Raw genomic sequence first — 17,675 nt, forward strand, 5'->3', positions numbered from 1 at the left:
GGGGGGGGGGATTGTGACGGATAAAAAATAACCCGCCGCAGCGGGTTACTTAACGCAGATTACAGTTTACCGGCGTTAGCGGTCAGGTATTTGGCAACGCCTTCCGGTGATGCACCCATACCTTCCTGACCTTTTTCCCACTGTGCAGGGCACACTTCGCCATGCTCTTCGTGGAACTGCAGCGCATCAACCATACGCAGCATTTCGTCAACGTTACGGCCCAGTGGCAGATCGTTAACCACCTGGTGACGTACAACGCCGTCTTTGTCGATCAGGAACGAGCCACGCAGTGCAACGCCCGCGTCCGGATGTTCGATACCGTAAGCCTGCTGGATTTCACGTTTGATATCCGCAACCATCGCGTATTTCACAGGACCGATACCGCCGTCGTTGATGGGGGTGTTACGCCATGCGTTGTGGACAAACTCAGAGTCAAAAGAGACACCGACAACTTCAACACCGCGTTTTTCGAATTCAGCGTAACGCTTATCGAAAGCGATTAATTCTGATGGACAGACAAAAGTAAAGTCCATTGGCCAGAAAAACAGCACCGCAGGTTTGCCGGCGATATGTTTTTTAAAGTTGAAATCTTCAACGATTTCACCATTGCCCAGTACAGCAGCCGCTGTAAAGTCAGGGGCCTGACGGGTAACCAGTACCATAATCACTCCAATCGGTTAGGGGGTTAATAACAACATACCTCATCACGGCAGTCATTACTCATAGAGTATCATCGTTTCATCTTCAGGCAAGAGTATGACAGTCACTGCCAGCATTTACAGCTTATTTTCCCGAGCCAGTTGCATAAGGCGCGGATAAAAAACAGAAAATAGCGATTCTAATGCCGCATAATTAACCGTGAAATCCTGATAGGAATCGCGCAGCAGTGCCAACCGTGGGCGGCGTTTTGCCATGCCTTGTAACACTAATTCGAGGCGCTGCGGATGTGCATATTTTTCCAGCCAGCGTTGTGGCCACATCAGCTGGTTAAGCTCCTGGAACGCGCTGGGGGCGGCAGGCAATATCGGTGCAATCGTGGCCTCTGCTTGCTGGCAGAAGTCGGCCAGCGAACACTGCGGATAATAGTGTGACCAGTCGCGGGCCAGAAAGTGGTCCCAAATCACATCCAGGGTTATCGGGGCGACACGCCGCGTCTGTTCGCGGAACAGTAAGCGAGCCTGACGCACTTCCGGCAACGCATCGGTAAGGCTGTCCAGCCTGCGGTGTAGGCGGATACCTGCTGCTGTTTCCGCATCCCAGTGGGGATCAGGATCGCCGCGGACAAAATCCGCCATCAGGTTGCCCGCCAACGAGCTTTCCGCCAAGGTGGCGAGGTGTAGGTGTGCAAGAAAATTCATGGGGCATTATAGGCTGAACGGACAGACAACAGCCAGAGGTTCAGTAATCCGCGCTTTTCCGCTACACTATGCCGCCTGATTTTTTGTCCGGAATAATCCGCCATGCGCGTTGCAGATTTTAACTTTGAGCTGCCAGAGTCACTGATTGCCCATTACCCTCGGGCTGAACGCAGCAGCTGTCGCCTGCTGTCCCTTGATGGACCGACAGGGGCACTGACCCACGGGGTGTTTACTGATGTGCTGGAGAAGCTGAATCCCGGTGATCTACTGGTGTTTAACAACACCCGAGTGATCCCGGCGCGGGTATTTGGCCGTAAAGCCAGCGGCGGGAAAATTGAAATGCTGGTAGAACGGATGCTGGATGAGCATCGGGTCTTGGCGCACGTCCGTGCCTCCAAAGCCCCTAAACCGGGTGCCGAACTGCTGCTCGGCGATGACGAGAGCATCCGCGCGACCATGGTGGCCCGCCATGATACCTTATTTGAAATTGCCTTTGAGGATCCGCGTTCGGTACTAGAAATCCTTAATCAAGTCGGCCATATGCCGCTGCCCCCTTACATTGACCGCCCCGATGAAGAGTCTGACCGTGAACTCTACCAGACCGTCTACAGCGCCCGCCCTGGCGCAGTAGCCGCGCCGACTGCCGGCCTGCATTTCGATGATGCACTGATGGAAAAATTGCGGGAAAAAGGGGTGGAGATGGCCTTTGTCACCCTGCATGTTGGCGCCGGCACCTTCCAGCCAGTACGGGTTGACAGCATCGAAGACCACACCATGCACTCGGAATATGCTGAAGTGCCCCAAGAGGTCGTCGATGCTGTGCTGGCGTGTAAAGCCCGCGGCAACAAAGTAGTCGCCGTCGGGACAACCTCCGTACGCTCGCTGGAAAGCGCGGCTAAGGCCTCACAGCAGGCCTTAATTGCGCCATTCTTTGACGATACTCAGATATTTATCTATCCGGGCTATCAGTACCAGGTGATTGATGCGTTAATTACCAACTTCCACCTGCCTGAATCGACCCTGATTATGCTGGTATCGGCTTTTGCCGGTTATCAACACACGATGCAAGCGTATCAGCAGGCAGTGGCAGAGCAGTATCGTTTCTTCAGTTACGGTGATGCCATGTACATCACCAAAAATCCGCAGGCCGCTGAACAGCAGCCCGCAGAATAATCCCTCCGGCGGCAGTCCGTCGGGGGTTCAGCAGTTCCACGTTTAACATCAGACTGTTTCTCTGGTGGAGGTTTTGTGAAGTTTGAATTAATGAAAACGGAAGGCCGCGCCCGTCGTGGTCGTTTAGTGTTTGATCGCGGTGTGGTAGAGACTCCGGCCTTTATGCCGGTCGGCACTTACGGCACCGTTAAAGGGATGACCCCTGAAGAAGTGAAAGAGACTGGCGCACAGATCCTGCTGGGTAATACTTTCCACCTGTGGCTGCGTCCAGGTCAAGAGATCATGAAGCTGCACGGTGACCTGCATGATTTTATGCAATGGCAGGGGCCGATCCTGACGGACTCCGGTGGCTTCCAAGTCTTCAGCTTAGGGGATATCCGTAAAATTACCGAAGCGGGAGTGCATTTCCGTAATCCGATTAACGGAGATGCGATCTTCCTTGACCCTGAAAAGTCGATGGAGATCCAGCACGACCTCGGGTCTGATATTGTCATGATTTTTGACGAGTGTACGCCGTATCCGGCGGACTGGGATTATGCGAAACGCTCCATGGAAATGTCTCTGCGTTGGGCGAAACGCAGCCGTGACCGCTTTGATGCACTGGGCAATAAGAATGCGTTGTTTGGCATTATCCAAGGAAGTGTTTACGAAGATTTACGAGATGTGTCCGTGAAAGGACTGGTAGAGATAGGATTTGATGGGTACGCTGTGGGCGGTTTGGCAGTCGGAGAGCCAAAAGAAGATATGCACCGCATTCTGGAACATGTCTGTCCACAGATCCCAGAGGACAAGCCGCGCTACCTGATGGGGGTCGGTAAGCCTGAAGACCTGGTGGAAGGTGTCCGTCGCGGTGTAGATATGTTTGACTGTGTGATGCCGACCCGCAATGCCCGAAATGGCCACCTGTTTGTCACCGACGGCATCGTGAAAATCCGTAATGCCAAACATAAAGCGGATACTTCACCTCTGGATGCGGAATGTGACTGCTACACCTGCCGTCATTACACCCGTGCTTATCTGCACCATCTGGACCGTTGTAATGAAATTTTAGGGGCAAGACTGAATACTATCCACAATTTGCGTTACTATCAGCGTCTGATGGCGGGTCTGCGTAACGCTATTGAAAACGGTGAGTTAGATCAGTTTGTGACCGAGTTTTATCAAAGAAAGGGCAAAGACGTCCCTGCCTTAAACGTTTAACTACAAAACCAATGAGGGAAATTTAATGAGTTTTTTCATTTCTGACGCTGTAGCCGCTGCAGGTACTCCGTCTCAGGGAAGTCCTTATTCTCTGGTGATCATGCTGGTCGTATTTGGATTGATCTTCTACTTTATGATCCTGCGTCCACAGCAAAAGCGTTCGAAAGAACATAAAAAGCTGATGGACTCTATCGCGAAAGGGGATGAAGTCCTGACCAATGGCGGTTTAGTTGGCCGTGTCAGCAAAGTCGCCGAGACCGGTTATGTGGTTATCGCCCTGAACGATACAACTGAAGTTGTGATCAAACGCGATTTCGTGGCTGCCGTGCTGCCGAAAGGCACTATGAAGGCGCTGTAATTTTTTCTCCCTAAGGGAATTGCCGTGTTAAACCGTTATCCTTTGTGGAAGTACATCATGCTGATCGTGGTCCTGCTCGTCGGTCTGCTGTATGCACTTCCCAACCTTTATGGTGAGGATCCGGCCGTGCAAGTCACTGGCGCGCGGGGTGCCGCCGCCAGTGAGCAAACGTTGGATCAGATCCAGTCTATTCTTCGGCAGGACAACATTCAGAGCAAATCTATTGCTCTGCAAAATGGTGCTATCCTGGCCCGTTTTTCTAATACCGATATTCAGTTACGCGCCCGTGAAGCACTGGTGAGCGGTCTGGGCGACAACTTTGTTGTGGCACTGAACCTGGCACCAGCGACCCCTTCATGGATGGGACTGCTTGCTGCAGAACCGATGAAGCTGGGCCTGGACCTGCGTGGTGGTGTGCACTTCCTGATGGAAGTGGATATGGGCACTGCGTTAGGTAAACTTCAGGAACAGAACTCTGACAGCCTGCGCAGCGATCTGCGTGATCAGAATATTCCATACACCACAGTCACTAAAGCCAGTAACTATGGTGTCACCATCAACTTCGCTAACGAAGCTGATCGTGACAGAGCGATCAGTTACTTGACTCCACGTCATCGTGATCTGGTAATTAATGCTGCTGGCAACACTGCGTTGAATGCCGTGATGACCGATTCCCGTCTCAGCGAAGCTCGTGAGTATGCGGTTGATCAAAACATCACTATTCTGCGTAACCGTGTTAACCAGCTGGGTGTTGCTGAGCCGCTGGTACAGCGTCAGGGCTCTGACCGCATCGTGGTTGAGTTACCGGGTATCCAGGACACGGCCCGTGCTAAAGAGATCTTAGGTGCAACCGCGACCTTGGAATTCCGTCCAGTGAACACCAGCGTTGATCCTTCAGCGGTGGCTCAGGGACGCATCCCAGGAGATTCCGAAGTCAAAATGACCCGTGATGGTCAGCCAGTGGTGCTGTACAAGCGCGTGATCCTGACCGGTGACCATATTACTGATTCGACCTCCAGTATGGATGAGTACAATCAGCCGCAGGTTAATATCTCACTGGACAGCGCTGGCGGTAACGCCATGTCTGACTACACCAAAGATAATATCGGTAAACCGATGGCAACCCTGTTTGTTCAGTATAAAGACAGCGGTAAGAAAGATGCCAAAGGCAGCCCGATTCTGGTGAAACAGGAAGAAGTGATCAACGTGGCGAACATTCAGTCACGCCTGGGTAACAGCTTCCGTATTACCGGTATCAGTAATCCGAACGAAGCCCGTCAGTTGTCATTGCTGCTGCGTGCCGGTGCACTGATTGCGCCGATCTCGATTGTTGAAGAACGCACCATTGGTCCAACTATGGGTCAGCAGAATATCAATCAGGGTCTGCATGCTTGTCTGTGGGGGCTGATCGTCTCGATTTTGTTTATGGTGGTGTACTACAAGAAGTTCGGTGTGATTGCGACCTCGGCGCTTATCGCAAACTTGGTACTGATTGTCGGCATTATGTCATTGCTGCCAGGGGCGACCCTCACCATGCCGGGTATTGCCGGTATTGTGTTGACCCTTGCGGTGGCCGTGGATGCGAACGTACTGATCAACGAACGTATTAAAGAAGAGCTTCGTAATGGCCGCAGTGTTCAGCAGGCCATCCACGAAGGTTATCGGGGTGCGTTCTCCAGTATCGTTGATGCCAACGTTACCACGCTTATCACCGCGATTATCCTATACGCAGTCGGTACTGGGTCGATCAAAGGGTTTGCTATCACGACAGCAATCGGTGTTGCGACCTCCATGTTTACAGCGATCGTCGGCACCCGTGCCATCGTGAACCTGCTGTATGGCGGCAAACGAATCAACAAGCTGTCAATTTGAGGAGCACCTAGTGTCACAGCAATATAATGTTGAACAGTTGAACTACGGCCGTAAAGTGCATGACTTTATGCGCTGGGACTACCTGGCTTTCGCAATTTCCGGCATCCTGCTGATTGCTTCTGTACTGGTGATGGGCGTCCGTGGATTTAACTGGGGTCTGGATTTCACCGGCGGTACGGTGATTGAAATTACCCTGCAGAAACCGGGCGAGCTGGATACCATGCGTCAGGCATTACAGCAGGCCGGCTTTAAAGAACCGGAAGTTCAGAACTTTGGTAGCAGTCGTGATGTGATGGTGCGTCTGTCACCGCAATCCGGTAATGCAGACCAAGAACTGGGCAGCAAAGTGGTTTCGGTGATCAATCAGTCCACCAGCCAGACGGCGGTGGTAAAGCGGATTGAATTTGTCGGCCCGAGTGTCGGTAGCGATCTGGCGCAGGCTGGGGGAATGGCGCTGATCGTCGCGCTGATCTGTATCCTGGTTTACGTCGGCTTCCGTTTTGAGTGGCGTTTGGCGCTGGGGGCGGTCCTGGCCCTGGCCCATGACGTCATCATCACCATGGGCGTGCTGTCGCTGTTCCATATCGAGATTGACCTGACTATCGTGGCATCATTGATGTCGGTGATCGGTTACTCGCTGAACGACAGTATCGTGGTCTCGGACCGTATCCGTGAGAACTTCCGTAAGATCCGTCGCGGAACCCCTTACGATATCGTCAACGTCTCTCTGACGCAGACGTTAAGCCGTACCATTATGACCTCAGTGACCACGCTGGTGGTGGTGCTGATGCTGTTCTTGTTCGGTGGCGAACTGCTGCGCGGTTTCTCACTGACTATGCTTATCGGTATTACTATCGGTACCGTTTCGTCCATCTATGTGGCCTCTGCTCTGGCCCTGAAATTGGGCATGAAACGCGAGCATATGCTGGTTCAGAAAGTTGAAAAAGAAGGGGCCGATCAGAAGTCACTATTACCTTAAGTGCGATGATCCCCTAAAGAACAGGCAGCCAGCGATGGCTGCCTTTTTTATGGGCGTTTGCCACCACAAGGTCAGGGAGGCGGCAGCACAGGCATAAAAAAACCGGATCCGCATAGGGATCCGGTTTAGGGATATCGGTCTGACTGTCTTAATGCGCGCTGCGCGACGAAAATTCAGGGCTGAACTGATGAACGTTGACCACCAGCACTTGATCGCCTTTTAACGTCACCTGCGGCAGAATAAAGCGCGCCTGCTCAGCAGGGGCCAGCGGCACTGCCCGTTGAACAACCTGCTGCTGCAAGACTTTCGGTGTGGCCTGATGATAATTATTACCGGCAGACACTACCGCCAATTCCGCAGTTAGGGTGAAAGGTGGCAGTATTTCGGATTGCAAATTTTTCACCAGTAGCACCGGTAAGCCACCGTGGGCATTCGGCGAAATCTGCGTCAGCAACCGTCCATAAGGGGTGACTAGCGCAACCGGACTGTCTGCCAGCGGTAGAAGCCAAGCTCCACGGGTAGAGTTGGCATTTAACTGTCGCTGGTAACTGATTGCCGCAGACTGTGCCGACAGGCGGCTTAGGTCGCGGTTGAGCTGGCCGACGGTATTACTCAGCCGCGCGGGCGGCTGAGTGGTGCTGCATCCGGTCAGCATGACTGTTGCGAGAAGCGCTCCCGCGCTGGCCGTTTTTAACACTGTCTTACGCCTGTGGGATACGCAAAGCCTGGCCCGGATAGATTTTATCTGGGCTGCTGAGCATCGGTTTGTTGGCTTCGAAAATTTTGTTGTAGGCGTTAGCATCGCCGTACACCTGCTTGGCAATCGCGCTCAGGGTATCACCGGATTTCACGGTGTAGATCGTCGGTGCCGCCTCTGTGGAATCAGTGGTAACTTTATCTTCTACCTGCTTGATCCCTGCAACGTTACCAACTGCTACTAGAATCTTTTCTTTCGCTTCCTGGCTCAGATTATCACCGGTTACTGTTGCGGTACCGTCATTCACGCTGACATTGACCTTATCACTGTCAGGAATACCCAGTTGCTTGAGGTGATCCTGGATCTTGCTGCCATCGTCGGAAGAAACGGAATCCCATAATTTCTCGCCGGCTTCTTTGACAAAACTAAATAGTCCCATGATGACTTCTCCTGTTTTAAGGGCTGTTTAAGATAATTCGGGTTAAGCATAGACGCAAATCACAGGAAAGAATAACCGGCGATGTCTGAATTGGGAGGTTAAGGCATCTGAAGACATTTAGTTAATGGTAGCTTCGCGTTACACTGGAGAAAATCATCAACTAACGCTCAGGAAAAATCGATGCATTGTCCGTTTTGCGCCGCTGTGGATACCAAGGTCATAGACTCCAGACTGGTCAGCGAAGGGTCGTCCGTCAGACGCCGTCGTCAGTGTCTGCTTTGCAATGAACGTTTCACCACCTTTGAAGTGGCAGAGCTGGTGATGCCTAGAGTGGTAAAAAGTGATGATGTACGCGAACCTTTTGACGAAGATAAGTTGGTACGCGGCATGATGAAAGCCCTAGAGAAGCGCCCAGTCAGTGCCGATGCGGTAGACAGTGCGGTACATCGTATTAAAGCGCATCTGCGTGCTCTAGGAGAGCGAGAAGTCCCTAGCAAAATGTTGGGGAATCTGGTGATGGATGAACTGAAAATGTTGGATAAAGTCGCCTATATCCGTTTTGCCTCGGTATACCGAAGCTTTGAAGATATCCGCGAATTTGGCGAAGAGATCGCCCGGTTACAGGACTGAAGCGATGTCAGATGAAAAATACATGGCCAGAGCCCTGCAACTGGCACGCCGCGGGCGTTTTACCACTGCACCTAATCCGAATGTCGGCTGTGTGATTGTTCGCGACAGCCAAATTATCGGTGAAGGGTGGCATCAGCGAGCCGGTGAGCCCCATGCCGAAGTTCATGCTCTGCGGGCGGCCGGAGAGGCCGCCCGGGGTGCTACCGCCTACGTTACCCTGGAGCCTTGCAGCCATTTTGGTCGCACGCCACCGTGCTGTGATGCGTTAATTGCCGCCGGTGTCAGCCGGGTGGTGGCCGCGATGCAAGATCCTAACCCTGAAGTCGCGGGGCGAGGACTGTACCGGTTACAGCAGGCTGGGATTGAAGTGAGCCACGGTTTGATGCAGCAGGAAGCGGAACAGCTTAACCGCGGTTTTCTCAAGCGGATGCGCACCGGTTTTCCGTGGGTACAATTGAAATTGGGGGCCTCTCTTGATGGGCGTACAGCCATGGCCAGCGGCGAAAGCCAGTGGATCACCTCTATGGAAGCCCGCCGGGACGTGCAGCGATTTCGTGCCGAAAGTCACGCCATCCTCAGTACCAGCCGTACGGTCATCGCAGACAATGCGGCCTTGACGGTACGGCCCGGCTCTCTTGATCCGGAAATGCTCGCCGCGATTGGTGGTGAAGCCTCACTCCGTCAACCGATACGGGTAATTGCCGATCGCCAATTACAATTGCAGCCACAGCAGTCACTGATTTCAGAACCCGGTGAGACGTGGCTGATGCGCCCCCGTGAACAGGGTCAGTGGCCAGACAGTGTTAGGCAACTGTGCGTGCCGGAGCAGGGCAGTGGCCTGGACCTGGTGGCGCTAATGATGATCCTTGGCCGACAGCAGATTAACAGTGTTTGGGTGGAAGCCGGTGCGACCTTGGCCGGCGCACTGTTACAGGCCGGCGTGGTGGATGAACTGATCGTCTACCTGGCACCGACCTTGCTTGGAAATCAGGCCCGTGGCCTGTGTGACTTGCCTTGGCTTTCCCATTTAGCCGATGCGCCGCAGTTCCATTTTGACGATATCCGGCGGATCGGTCCTGATTTACGGGTCATTTTACGGCCTGCGTAAGAGTTTGCGCAAAAGCGAGAGCAGAGCGCGAAAGAATGTGCTAAAATTCGCCCCCCTTGCCGGGCGACCCGACTTATATGAAAGGAAACCTATGAAAATTATCGAAGCTGCTGTAGCAACGCCTGAAGCCAAAGTGGCCATCGTCATTGCCCGTTTTAATAATTTTATCAATGACAGCCTGCTGAACGGTGCAGTGGATGCCTTAAAACGTATTGGTCAGGTTAAAGACGACAATATTACTGTTGTTTGGGTTCCTGGCGCGTATGAACTGCCACTTGCAGCCCGCGCACTGAGCAAAACCGGCAAATATGATGCAGTGATTGCCCTGGGCACCGTGATCCGTGGTGGTACTGCGCATTTTGAATTTGTCGCCGGGGAAGCCAGTTCTGGCATCGCCAGCGTCGCCATGAACAGCGACATTCCGGTCGCGTTTGGCGTGTTAACTACCGAAAATATCGAGCAGGCTATTGAGCGTGCCGGTACTAAAGCGGGTAACAAAGGTGCCGAAGCGGCCCTGACCGCACTTGAAATGATTAATGTATTAGAAGCTATTAACGCCTGATTTTAAGGGGAATTTTGTGAAACCTGCTGCTCGCCGCCGTGCCCGGGAGTGTGCCCTCCAGGCACTCTATTCCTGGCAGATCTCCAATAATGACATTTCCGATGTGGAATACCAGTTTCTGGCGGAACAGGACGTCAAAGATGTTGATGTTAACTACTTCCGTGAATTACTGGCTGGTGTCGCGAACAACAGTACCTATCTTGATGGTCTGATGCAGCCTTACCTGACACGTAGTCTTGACGAAATAGGTGAAGTTGAAAAAGCTGCACTGCGTATTGCCCTGTATGAATTGAGCAAACGTGATGATGTGCCGTATAAAGTCGCTATCAATGAAGGCATTGAGCTGGCGAAAATGTTCGGTGCCGAAGACAGCCATAAGTTTGTCAACGGTGTCTTGGATAAAGCAGCACCACAAATTCGTCCCAAGCGTAAGTAATCTTCAAGGCCGGTTCTCCGGCCTTTTTCTGGTAATAACGTTTCTGCTGAGTGAACCCGCTTATGTCCTGTGGCGAATTTGAGCTCATTGCTCGTTATTTTAATCGTGTGACCAGTTCCCGCCGCGATGTCATCAAAGGTATTGGTGATGACTGCGCCCTGTTAAATGTCCCCGATAAACAGACCTTAGCTATCAGCACCGATACGCTGGTGGAAGGTATTCATTTCCTGCGTGATATCCATCCCTCTGACCTTGGCTATAAAGCGCTGGCGGTAAACCTCAGTGATCTGGCAGCCATGGGCGCGGACCCGGCTTGGCTTACGCTGGCCCTGACGCTTCCGGCGGTCAACGAAGAGTGGCTGAAAGCGTTCAGTGATAGCTTGTTTCAGTTACTGGATTATTACGATATGCAGTTAATTGGTGGCGACACCACCCGTGGTCCACTGAGTATGACGCTGGGTATTCACGGTTTAGTGCCAGAAGGGCGAGCCCTAAAACGTACCGGAGCTAAACCTGGCGACTGGATCTACGTGACGGGCACCTTGGGTGATAGCGCCGCGGGATTAGCACTGTTACAGCATCACTTCCGCATCGATGATCCCGCTATCCATGAAGTGCTGATCAAGCGTCATTTGCGCCCAGTTCCCCGTATCCTACAGGGACAAGCATTACGTGATCTCGCAAGCTCCGCCATTGATATCTCCGACGGACTGATCTCGGACTTAAGTCATCTGCTCCAGGCCAGCCGTGTCGGAGCCAGGGTAAATACTGAGGCACTGCCGTTATCACCGGCGCTGCTGGAAGGGTTTGGTCGCCCGCAAGCAGTATGTTGGGCCTTAAGCGGCGGTGAAGATTACGAGTTATGCTTTACCGTGCCAGAAGTGAATCGCGGCGCGCTCGCCGTTGCGCTGGATCATCTGGGGGTTGGCTACCATTGTATCGGCCAGATTGCACCAGAAGGCGAGGGGCTGAAGGTACTGGAAAACGGCAAACCTGCCACCGTTGATCTGAAAGGATATGACCATTTTGGGCGAAAATAGAAAACAAGTACTGTCACGGCTAAAATTGAGTAATCCTTGGCATCTGCTGGCGGTTGGCTTTGGCAGCGGCCTCAGTCCGGTGATGCCAGGAACCGCTGGGTCACTGGCGGCGATCCCGTTTTGGTATCTGCTGATGTTACTGCCCCAAGACCTCTATTATCTGGTGATACTGCTGGGGATCTGCCTCGGCGTCTACCTGTGCCACCGCACAGCAAAAGATATGGGTGTCCATGACCACGGCAGTATTGTCTGGGATGAATTTATCGGGATGTGGATCACTTTGGTCGCCATTCCAAACCGTCACTGGCAATGGGTGGCTATTGGTTTTCTGGTGTTCCGTGTGTTCGATATGTGGAAACCCTGGCCAATTCGCTGGTTTGACCGTAATGTCGCTGGCGGCATGGGGATCATGGTCGATGATATCGTGGCAGGGGTGATCTCGGCGGCACTGATTTTTGCGGTCGTTCACTACTTCCCCACCTTACTGCCATTCTGACCAGGCCAATAAAAAGCCCGCCTCGGCACTGACCGGACGGGTTTTTTTGATGCTTACTGGTTTAGCCAGCGCTCAATAGAGGCCTGAATACCGTCGGCATCCAACTCCAGATCGCGGCGCACTTCTTCTTGTGTGCCTTGCGAAATAAAGCGGTCCGGTAGACCCAGGTTTAACACCGGGATCATCCGTCGCGCGGCCATCAGCACTTCATTCACACCGCTACCGGCACCGCCTTTGATAGCACCTTCTTCCAGCGTCACCAAGTTGTCATGCTGTTCTGCCAACTGTAATACCAGCGTTTCATCCATCGGTTTGACAAAACGCATGTCCACCAGGGTGGCGTTCAGGCGCTCGGCAACCGTTTCTGCCTCTGCTAGCAAGGTACCGAAATTGAGGATAGCTAGCTTTTCACCCCGACGGGTGATCATGCCTTTGCCGAGCGGCAGCACTTCCAGCGGGGTGGTGGCTAGACCACGACCACTGCCACGCGGATAGCGTACGGCACTCGGGCCAGTCTGATGCTGGTAACCAGTATACAGCATATTGCGGCACTCATTTTCGTCGCTCGGCGTCATGATCACTAGGTCCGGAATGCAACGCATAAAGGCGATATCAAACGCCCCTTGGTGGGTTTGGCCATCAGCACCGACCACACCACCACGGTCAATGGCAAACAATACCGGCAATTTTTGGATCGCCACATCGTGGATCAGCTGATCATAAGCACGTTGCAGAAACGTGGAGTAAATAGCCACTACTGGTTTGTAACCGCCGATCGCCATCCCGGCGGCAAAGGTGACGGCATGTTGCTCGGCAATCGCCACATCAAAATACTGCTGTGGGTATTCGCGGGAGAAGCGCACCATACCGGAACCTTCGCGCATCGCCGGTGTAATGCCCATCAGTTTATTGTCCTGCTCAGCCACTTCGCAGAGCCAATCGCCGAAGACGTTGGAATAGGTCGGTAGACCGCCTTTACTTTTAGGCAATGCCCCGCTGGCTGGGTCAAACTTAGGTACCGCATGCCAGGTAATCGGATCTTCTTCCGCTGGCGCGTAGCCTTTGCCCTTTTTACTGATGATATGCAGGAACTGTGGGCCACTTAGCTCCCGCATATTGGTCAGGGTTGATACCAAGGTCAGCACATCATGACCGTCTACTGGGCCGATATAATTAAAGCCCAGTTCTTCAAACAGAGTTCCTGGAGAGACCATGCCTTTCAGGTGCTCTTCGGTACGCTTTACCAGCTCTTTAATCGGTGGTAATCCGGTCAGAACCCGTTTACCACTTTCCCGTAACCAGGAGTAGGTTTTTCCCGATAAGATCTGGGCCACTCGATTATTCAGTGCCCCGACATTTTCGGAAATCGACATGTCGTTATCGTTAAGGATCACCAGCATGTCCGGTTTGATATCTCCTGCATGGTTCATCGCCTCGAAAGCCATCCCAGCGGTAATGGCACCGTCACCGATCACGCATACGGTACGACGGCCAGCGGCTTCTTTTTCGGCCGCTACGGCCATACCCAGACCGGCACTGATCGAGGTGGAAGAGTGACCGACACTCAGCACGTCGTGTTCACTCTCTTCTCGCCATGGGAAAGGATGCAAACCGTCTTTCTGACGGATAGTCCCGATACGGTCACGACGCCCGGTCAATATCTTGTGCGGATAAGCCTGATGACCGACATCCCAGACTAGATGGTCAAAGGGTGTATTGTAGACATAATGGATCGCAACGGTTAGTTCAACCACACCGAGACCGGAGGCGAAATGCCCGCTGGACTGACTGACGCTGTCGAGCAGATATTGGCGCAGTTCATCACACAGGGCCGGGAGCTGCTCTTTTGGCAGTAAACGTAATTCTTGGACTGTACTTGCCAGTGCCAGTGTTGGGTATTGTGCGGTATCAAAACTCATGAGTGACTCATTATGGGGGTTATTTATCACGTTCAATTATATAGCCTGCCAGTGCCTGCAAAGCAGTGGTATCGAAAGAATGTGCGGCAACCCTGGCCAGGGCATCCATAGCTTCCTGATATAACAGGTGTGCTTTTTCCCGTGCGCCTTCAAGGCCAAGTAGGGCCGGATAGGTACTTTTTCCGAGGGCGATATCGGCCCCTTGGCGTTTACCAATCACCTCGGTATCACCGACGATGTCTAGAATGTCATCTTGGACCTGGAACGCCAGACCAATCGCATTGGCATAACGATCCAATTCGGCGAGAACCGGTTCTGCCTGTTCGCCAGCACTGTAAGCGCCGAGTCGAACTGCTGCGCGGATCAGCGCGCCGGTTTTATGGCGATGAATGGTTTCCAAGGCATCCAGCGCAACGGATTTTCCTTCCGCCGCCAAATCAAGTGCCTGACCGGCACACATCCCCAGAGCACCGCTGGCCGTGGCCAGTTCGCTGATCATTCGCAACCTGGAAGACAAGGTTACTGTCGGCATCGGTTGTTCTGCCAGTGCCGAAAACGCCAAGGTCTGTAAGGCATCACCCGCCAGAATAGCGATATCATCACCATAAGCGATATGGCAGGTCGGTTTTCCGCGGCGCAGGGCATCGTTATCCATGGCCGGCAAGTCATCGTGGATCAGAGAATAGGCATGAATGCACTCAATTGCTGCCGCCGGAACATCCAAGCAGGAGAGGGGAGTACCGAACATCTCTCCGGTGGCATACACCAGAAACGGTCGCATCCGTTTGCCCCCCAACAGGACACCGTAACGCATCGCCTCGGTCAGAGAGGCATTGTCGGAGGGCAATTGATCGAGCAGGCCGATTAACGCGGCATCAACCCGTTGATGGCGGGTGGTCATAAGCGTCAGCAGATCCATCAGTGACTGTCCGGCGTAAAGGTCGTCAGTTCGGCATCACTGTCGGGTTTCATTAAGATCTGAACCCGTTGTTCAGCTTTTTGCAGGGTTTGCTGGCCGGATTTCGCCAGTTTTACGCCTTTTTCAAATTCATTTAGGGCGTCTTCCAACGGCATATCGCCCCCTTCAAGGCGACGGACGATGCTCTCCAGCTCCTGTAACGCCTGTTCAAAGCTGACAGAAGTTTCGGTTTTTTTAGGCATAGTGAATACCGGCTCAACGATGTAAATATTTAATAATAATCACCTATGGTAGCTGACCATAAACGATTAGCAAAATGATCAATACCTCAGAGGTTGCAGCAGCAGACTCTCAACAAAAGTGATATACTTGCGCATCCTGAATTCAGGACGATGGTGTTATCGTCCGCAATTCCCTGATTTTAACAGTTAAGTGTGTAAATTCTTAACACTTATTTCCCTGAATAAGCCTGTGCCGACATGAAGTTTATCATAAAACTGTTTCCGGAAATTACGATTAAAAGCCAGTCAGTACGTCTGCGCTTTATCAAAATTCTTAACGGGAACATTCGTAATATCCTGAAAACCATTGATGAAGAGATCAAAGTTGTTCGCCACTGGGACCACATTACCGTGCGTTCCAAACGCGAAGAGCTGAAGTCAGTGATCGCTGAAGAGCTGTCCCGTATTCCGGGTATCCACCACATATTGGCGGTGGAAGAGCATACCTATAGCGATATGCACAATATCTTTGAGCAGACATTGGCCCTGTACCGTGAACGTTTGGAAGGCAAAACGTTTTGCGTGCGCGCTAAACGTCGTGGTAAGCATGAGTTCAGTTCTCAGGATGTAGAGCGCTATGTCGGCGGTGGATTAAATCAGCATATTGCCACAGCATCGGTGCGCCTGACTCACCCCGAAGTTACCGTTAACTTGGAAATCGACAATGACCGGCTGTTATTGGTCACTGAACGTTACGAGGGACTCGGCGGCTTCCCGATCGGGACCCAAGAAGATGTCCTGTCACTGATTTCGGGTGGTTTTGACTCCGGCGTATCCAGTTACATGCTGATGCGCCGCGGTTGCCGCGTCCATTATTGCTTCTTTAATCTGGGGGGTGCTGCCCACGAAATCGGTGTCCGTCAGGTAGCGCATTATCTGTGGACCCGTTTTGGCCGTTCACATCGGGTACGTTTTATTGCCATTGATTTTGAGCCGGTTGTCGGCCAGATCTTGGAAAATATCGATGACGGTCAGATGGGAGTGGTGCTGAAACGTATGATGGTGCGTGCTGCCTCCATGGTTGCCCAGCGCTACGGCGTGCAGGCGCTTGTTACTGGCGAAGCCCTGGGGCAGGTCTCCAGCCAGACTCTGACTAATCTACGCCTGATTGATAATGCCAGTGATACCTTGATCCTGCGTCCGCTGATCTCTCACGATAAAGAACATATTATTGATGTGGCTCGGAAAATCGGTACCGAAGATTTTGCTCGTACTATGCCGGAATACTGTGGTGTCATTTCTAAAAGCCCAACAGTGAAAGCGGTGAAGAGCAAAATCCTGGCGGAGGAAGAGAACTTCGATTTCTCTATCCTAGAGAAAGTGGTCGAAGAAGCCAGCAATCTCGATATCCGTGAAATCGCTGAACAAACCACGCGCGAAGTGGTCGAAGTAGAAACCGTGGCTGCCTTTGGTGCCAACGACAGCATCCTCGATATTCGTGCCATTGATGAGCAAGAAGATCGCCCGCTGCAAGCCGGTTGCGCAGAGGTGAAATCACTGCCATTCTACAAGCTTGGTAGTCAGTTTGCCGACCTTGATCAGAGCCGCACTTGGTTGTTGTACTGTGAGCGGGGGGTTATGAGCCGGTTACAGGCGCTCTATCTGCATGAACAGGGATACACCAATGTTAAGGTGTATCGTCCGTAAGCGCGGATGTGACTAGTCCTGGTATAGATTGACAGCTTTCTGTCTGTAAAACGCCTGATGAACTTCATCGGGCGTTTTGTATTTTAAGGATTGATGTGGCCTCTCATGGTTATAGATCGCCACAGATTCTTCTACCATGATCCGTGCTTGCGCAAGATCTGCCGGACGACTTAGCAAAAATTCGTTTTTCAATATCCCGTTTATTCGCTCTGCCAGTGCATTTTGATAGCAGTCATAACCGTCAGTCATGGAACAGGTAATACCATTTCTCTGATGCAGAGACTGATAACGTGTTGAACAGTATTGTATTCCTCTGTCAGAGTGATGTATGAGTGGCTCTTTGGTTTTCCTTTTCCTTAATGCCTGTCTGTAAGCCCTGATCACATTTTCTGTCTGCAGATTTTCACCAACATAAAAACCCCACGATCTTTCTTGAGCAGGCATCGGTGACAAGACTCAGATTAGCTGTTCCGGTGCGCAGTGGCAGATAAGTAATATCCGCAACCCAGACCTGTTCCGGATGAAGTGCCTTAATCTGCCCCGGACCGGGTTTGAGCAGAT

Annotated in this window: 19 protein-coding genes and 1 pseudogene; 12 read left to right on the forward strand and 8 right to left on the reverse strand. The window is 52.3% G+C overall.

The window, feature by feature from the left end; all coding sequences use genetic code 11:
* Positions 1-59 precede the first annotated feature (59 nt).
* Positions 60-662, reverse strand: a complete 603-nt coding sequence (locus tag DW47_RS0113270; protein ID WP_029686907.1) for a peroxiredoxin C — start codon at positions 660-662, stop codon at positions 60-62.
* Positions 663-776: 114 nt separating this feature from the next.
* A complete protein-coding gene (locus DW47_RS0113275; RefSeq protein ID WP_029686908.1) occupies positions 777-1,358 on the reverse strand; it encodes an acyl carrier protein phosphodiesterase in 582 nt (193 codons plus the stop codon).
* Between the two features lie 102 nt (positions 1,359-1,460).
* On the opposite strand from DW47_RS0113275, the gene queA reads away from it, so the two are divergent.
* The 5 genes from queA (at position 1,461) to secF (ending at position 6,940) form a co-directional block, all read left to right on the forward strand.
* Positions 1,461-2,531 carry a tRNA preQ1(34) S-adenosylmethionine ribosyltransferase-isomerase QueA gene (gene queA / locus DW47_RS0113280; protein ID WP_029686909.1) on the forward strand — a complete coding sequence of 357 codons (1,071 nt, stop codon included), beginning with the start codon at positions 1,461-1,463 and terminating at the stop codon, positions 2,529-2,531.
* A gap of 75 nt (positions 2,532-2,606) precedes the next feature.
* On the forward strand, positions 2,607-3,731 hold the full coding sequence (gene tgt / locus DW47_RS0113285) for a tRNA guanosine(34) transglycosylase Tgt (RefSeq protein ID WP_029686910.1): 1,125 nt from the start codon (positions 2,607-2,609) through the stop codon (positions 3,729-3,731).
* A 25-nt stretch (positions 3,732-3,756) separates the two neighbouring features.
* The gene (gene yajC, locus DW47_RS0113290; RefSeq protein ID WP_029686911.1) at positions 3,757-4,089 is read left to right on the forward strand and encodes a preprotein translocase subunit YajC; all 333 of its coding nucleotides are present in this window, start codon (positions 3,757-3,759) and stop codon (positions 4,087-4,089) included.
* 24 nt (positions 4,090-4,113) lie between these two features.
* Positions 4,114-5,961, forward strand: coding sequence for a protein translocase subunit SecD (secD, locus tag DW47_RS0113295; protein WP_071846650.1), 1,848 nt, complete (start codon positions 4,114-4,116; stop codon positions 5,959-5,961).
* Positions 5,927-6,940, forward strand: a complete 1,014-nt coding sequence (gene secF, locus DW47_RS0113300) for a protein translocase subunit SecF (RefSeq protein WP_420911406.1) — start codon at positions 5,927-5,929, stop codon at positions 6,938-6,940. The genes secD and secF overlap by 35 nt, the downstream gene beginning before the upstream one ends.
* Before the next feature lie 148 nt (positions 6,941-7,088).
* On the opposite strand, the gene DW47_RS16715 is transcribed toward secF, so the two are convergent.
* Positions 7,089-7,637: a DUF3251 domain-containing protein gene (locus DW47_RS16715; RefSeq protein WP_161606709.1), complete on the reverse strand. Its 549-nt coding sequence runs from the start codon at positions 7,635-7,637 to the stop codon at positions 7,089-7,091.
* A 4-nt stretch (positions 7,638-7,641) separates the two neighbouring features.
* On the reverse strand, positions 7,642-8,076 hold the full coding sequence (gene lysM, locus DW47_RS0113310) for a peptidoglycan-binding protein LysM (protein WP_029686915.1): 435 nt from the start codon (positions 8,074-8,076) through the stop codon (positions 7,642-7,644).
* Between the two features lie 180 nt (positions 8,077-8,256).
* Between lysM and nrdR the strand changes: the two genes are divergently transcribed.
* The 6 genes from nrdR (at position 8,257) to pgpA (ending at position 12,348) form a co-directional block, all read left to right on the forward strand.
* Entirely contained in the window at positions 8,257-8,706 is a 450-nt protein-coding gene (nrdR, locus tag DW47_RS0113315) for a transcriptional regulator NrdR (RefSeq protein ID WP_029686916.1), read from the forward strand.
* A 4-nt stretch (positions 8,707-8,710) separates the two neighbouring features.
* Positions 8,711-9,814: a bifunctional diaminohydroxyphosphoribosylaminopyrimidine deaminase/5-amino-6-(5-phosphoribosylamino)uracil reductase RibD gene (ribD, locus tag DW47_RS0113320; RefSeq protein ID WP_029686917.1), complete on the forward strand. Its 1,104-nt coding sequence runs from the start codon at positions 8,711-8,713 to the stop codon at positions 9,812-9,814.
* 91 nt (positions 9,815-9,905) lie between these two features.
* Positions 9,906-10,376 carry a 6,7-dimethyl-8-ribityllumazine synthase gene (ribH, locus tag DW47_RS0113325; protein ID WP_029686918.1) on the forward strand — a complete coding sequence of 157 codons (471 nt, stop codon included), beginning with the start codon at positions 9,906-9,908 and terminating at the stop codon, positions 10,374-10,376.
* A gap of 16 nt (positions 10,377-10,392) precedes the next feature.
* On the forward strand, positions 10,393-10,812 hold the full coding sequence (gene nusB / locus DW47_RS0113330) for a transcription antitermination factor NusB (RefSeq protein ID WP_029686919.1): 420 nt from the start codon (positions 10,393-10,395) through the stop codon (positions 10,810-10,812).
* Positions 10,813-10,874: 62 nt separating this feature from the next.
* Positions 10,875-11,852, forward strand: a complete 978-nt coding sequence (thiL, locus tag DW47_RS0113335) for a thiamine-phosphate kinase (protein WP_029686920.1) — start codon at positions 10,875-10,877, stop codon at positions 11,850-11,852.
* Positions 11,830-12,348 (forward strand): phosphatidylglycerophosphatase A, encoded by a 519-nt coding sequence (pgpA, locus tag DW47_RS0113340; protein WP_029686921.1) that lies wholly within the window; start codon positions 11,830-11,832, stop codon positions 12,346-12,348. The genes thiL and pgpA overlap by 23 nt, the downstream gene beginning before the upstream one ends.
* Positions 12,349-12,401: 53 nt before the next feature.
* On the opposite strand, the gene dxs is transcribed toward pgpA, so the two are convergent.
* From dxs to xseB, 3 genes are read right to left on the reverse strand one after another with little or no spacing between them, the layout of a single operon-like run.
* On the reverse strand, positions 12,402-14,267 hold the full coding sequence (gene dxs, locus DW47_RS0113345; protein WP_029686922.1) for a 1-deoxy-D-xylulose-5-phosphate synthase: 1,866 nt from the start codon (positions 14,265-14,267) through the stop codon (positions 12,402-12,404).
* A 19-nt stretch (positions 14,268-14,286) separates the two neighbouring features.
* Positions 14,287-15,186, reverse strand: a complete 900-nt coding sequence (ispA, locus tag DW47_RS0113350) for a (2E,6E)-farnesyl diphosphate synthase (RefSeq protein ID WP_029686923.1) — start codon at positions 15,184-15,186, stop codon at positions 14,287-14,289.
* Positions 15,186-15,428: an exodeoxyribonuclease VII small subunit gene (xseB, locus tag DW47_RS0113355; protein ID WP_029686924.1), complete on the reverse strand. Its 243-nt coding sequence runs from the start codon at positions 15,426-15,428 to the stop codon at positions 15,186-15,188. Before xseB ends, ispA begins: the two co-directional genes overlap by 1 nt.
* A gap of 237 nt (positions 15,429-15,665) precedes the next feature.
* Between xseB and thiI the strand changes: the two genes are divergently transcribed.
* A complete protein-coding gene (thiI, locus tag DW47_RS0113360; protein WP_029686925.1) occupies positions 15,666-17,114 on the forward strand; it encodes a tRNA uracil 4-sulfurtransferase ThiI in 1,449 nt (482 codons plus the stop codon).
* A 12-nt stretch (positions 17,115-17,126) separates the two neighbouring features.
* Here thiI and DW47_RS16505 read toward each other — a convergent pair.
* Positions 17,127-17,675 (reverse strand): annotated as a pseudogene (locus DW47_RS16505) (IS3 family transposase); the annotation flags it as partial.

Origin of the sequence: Tatumella saanichensis, assembly GCF_000439375.1 — a bacterium.
GTDB lineage: Bacteria > Pseudomonadota > Gammaproteobacteria > Enterobacterales > Enterobacteriaceae > Tatumella > Tatumella saanichensis.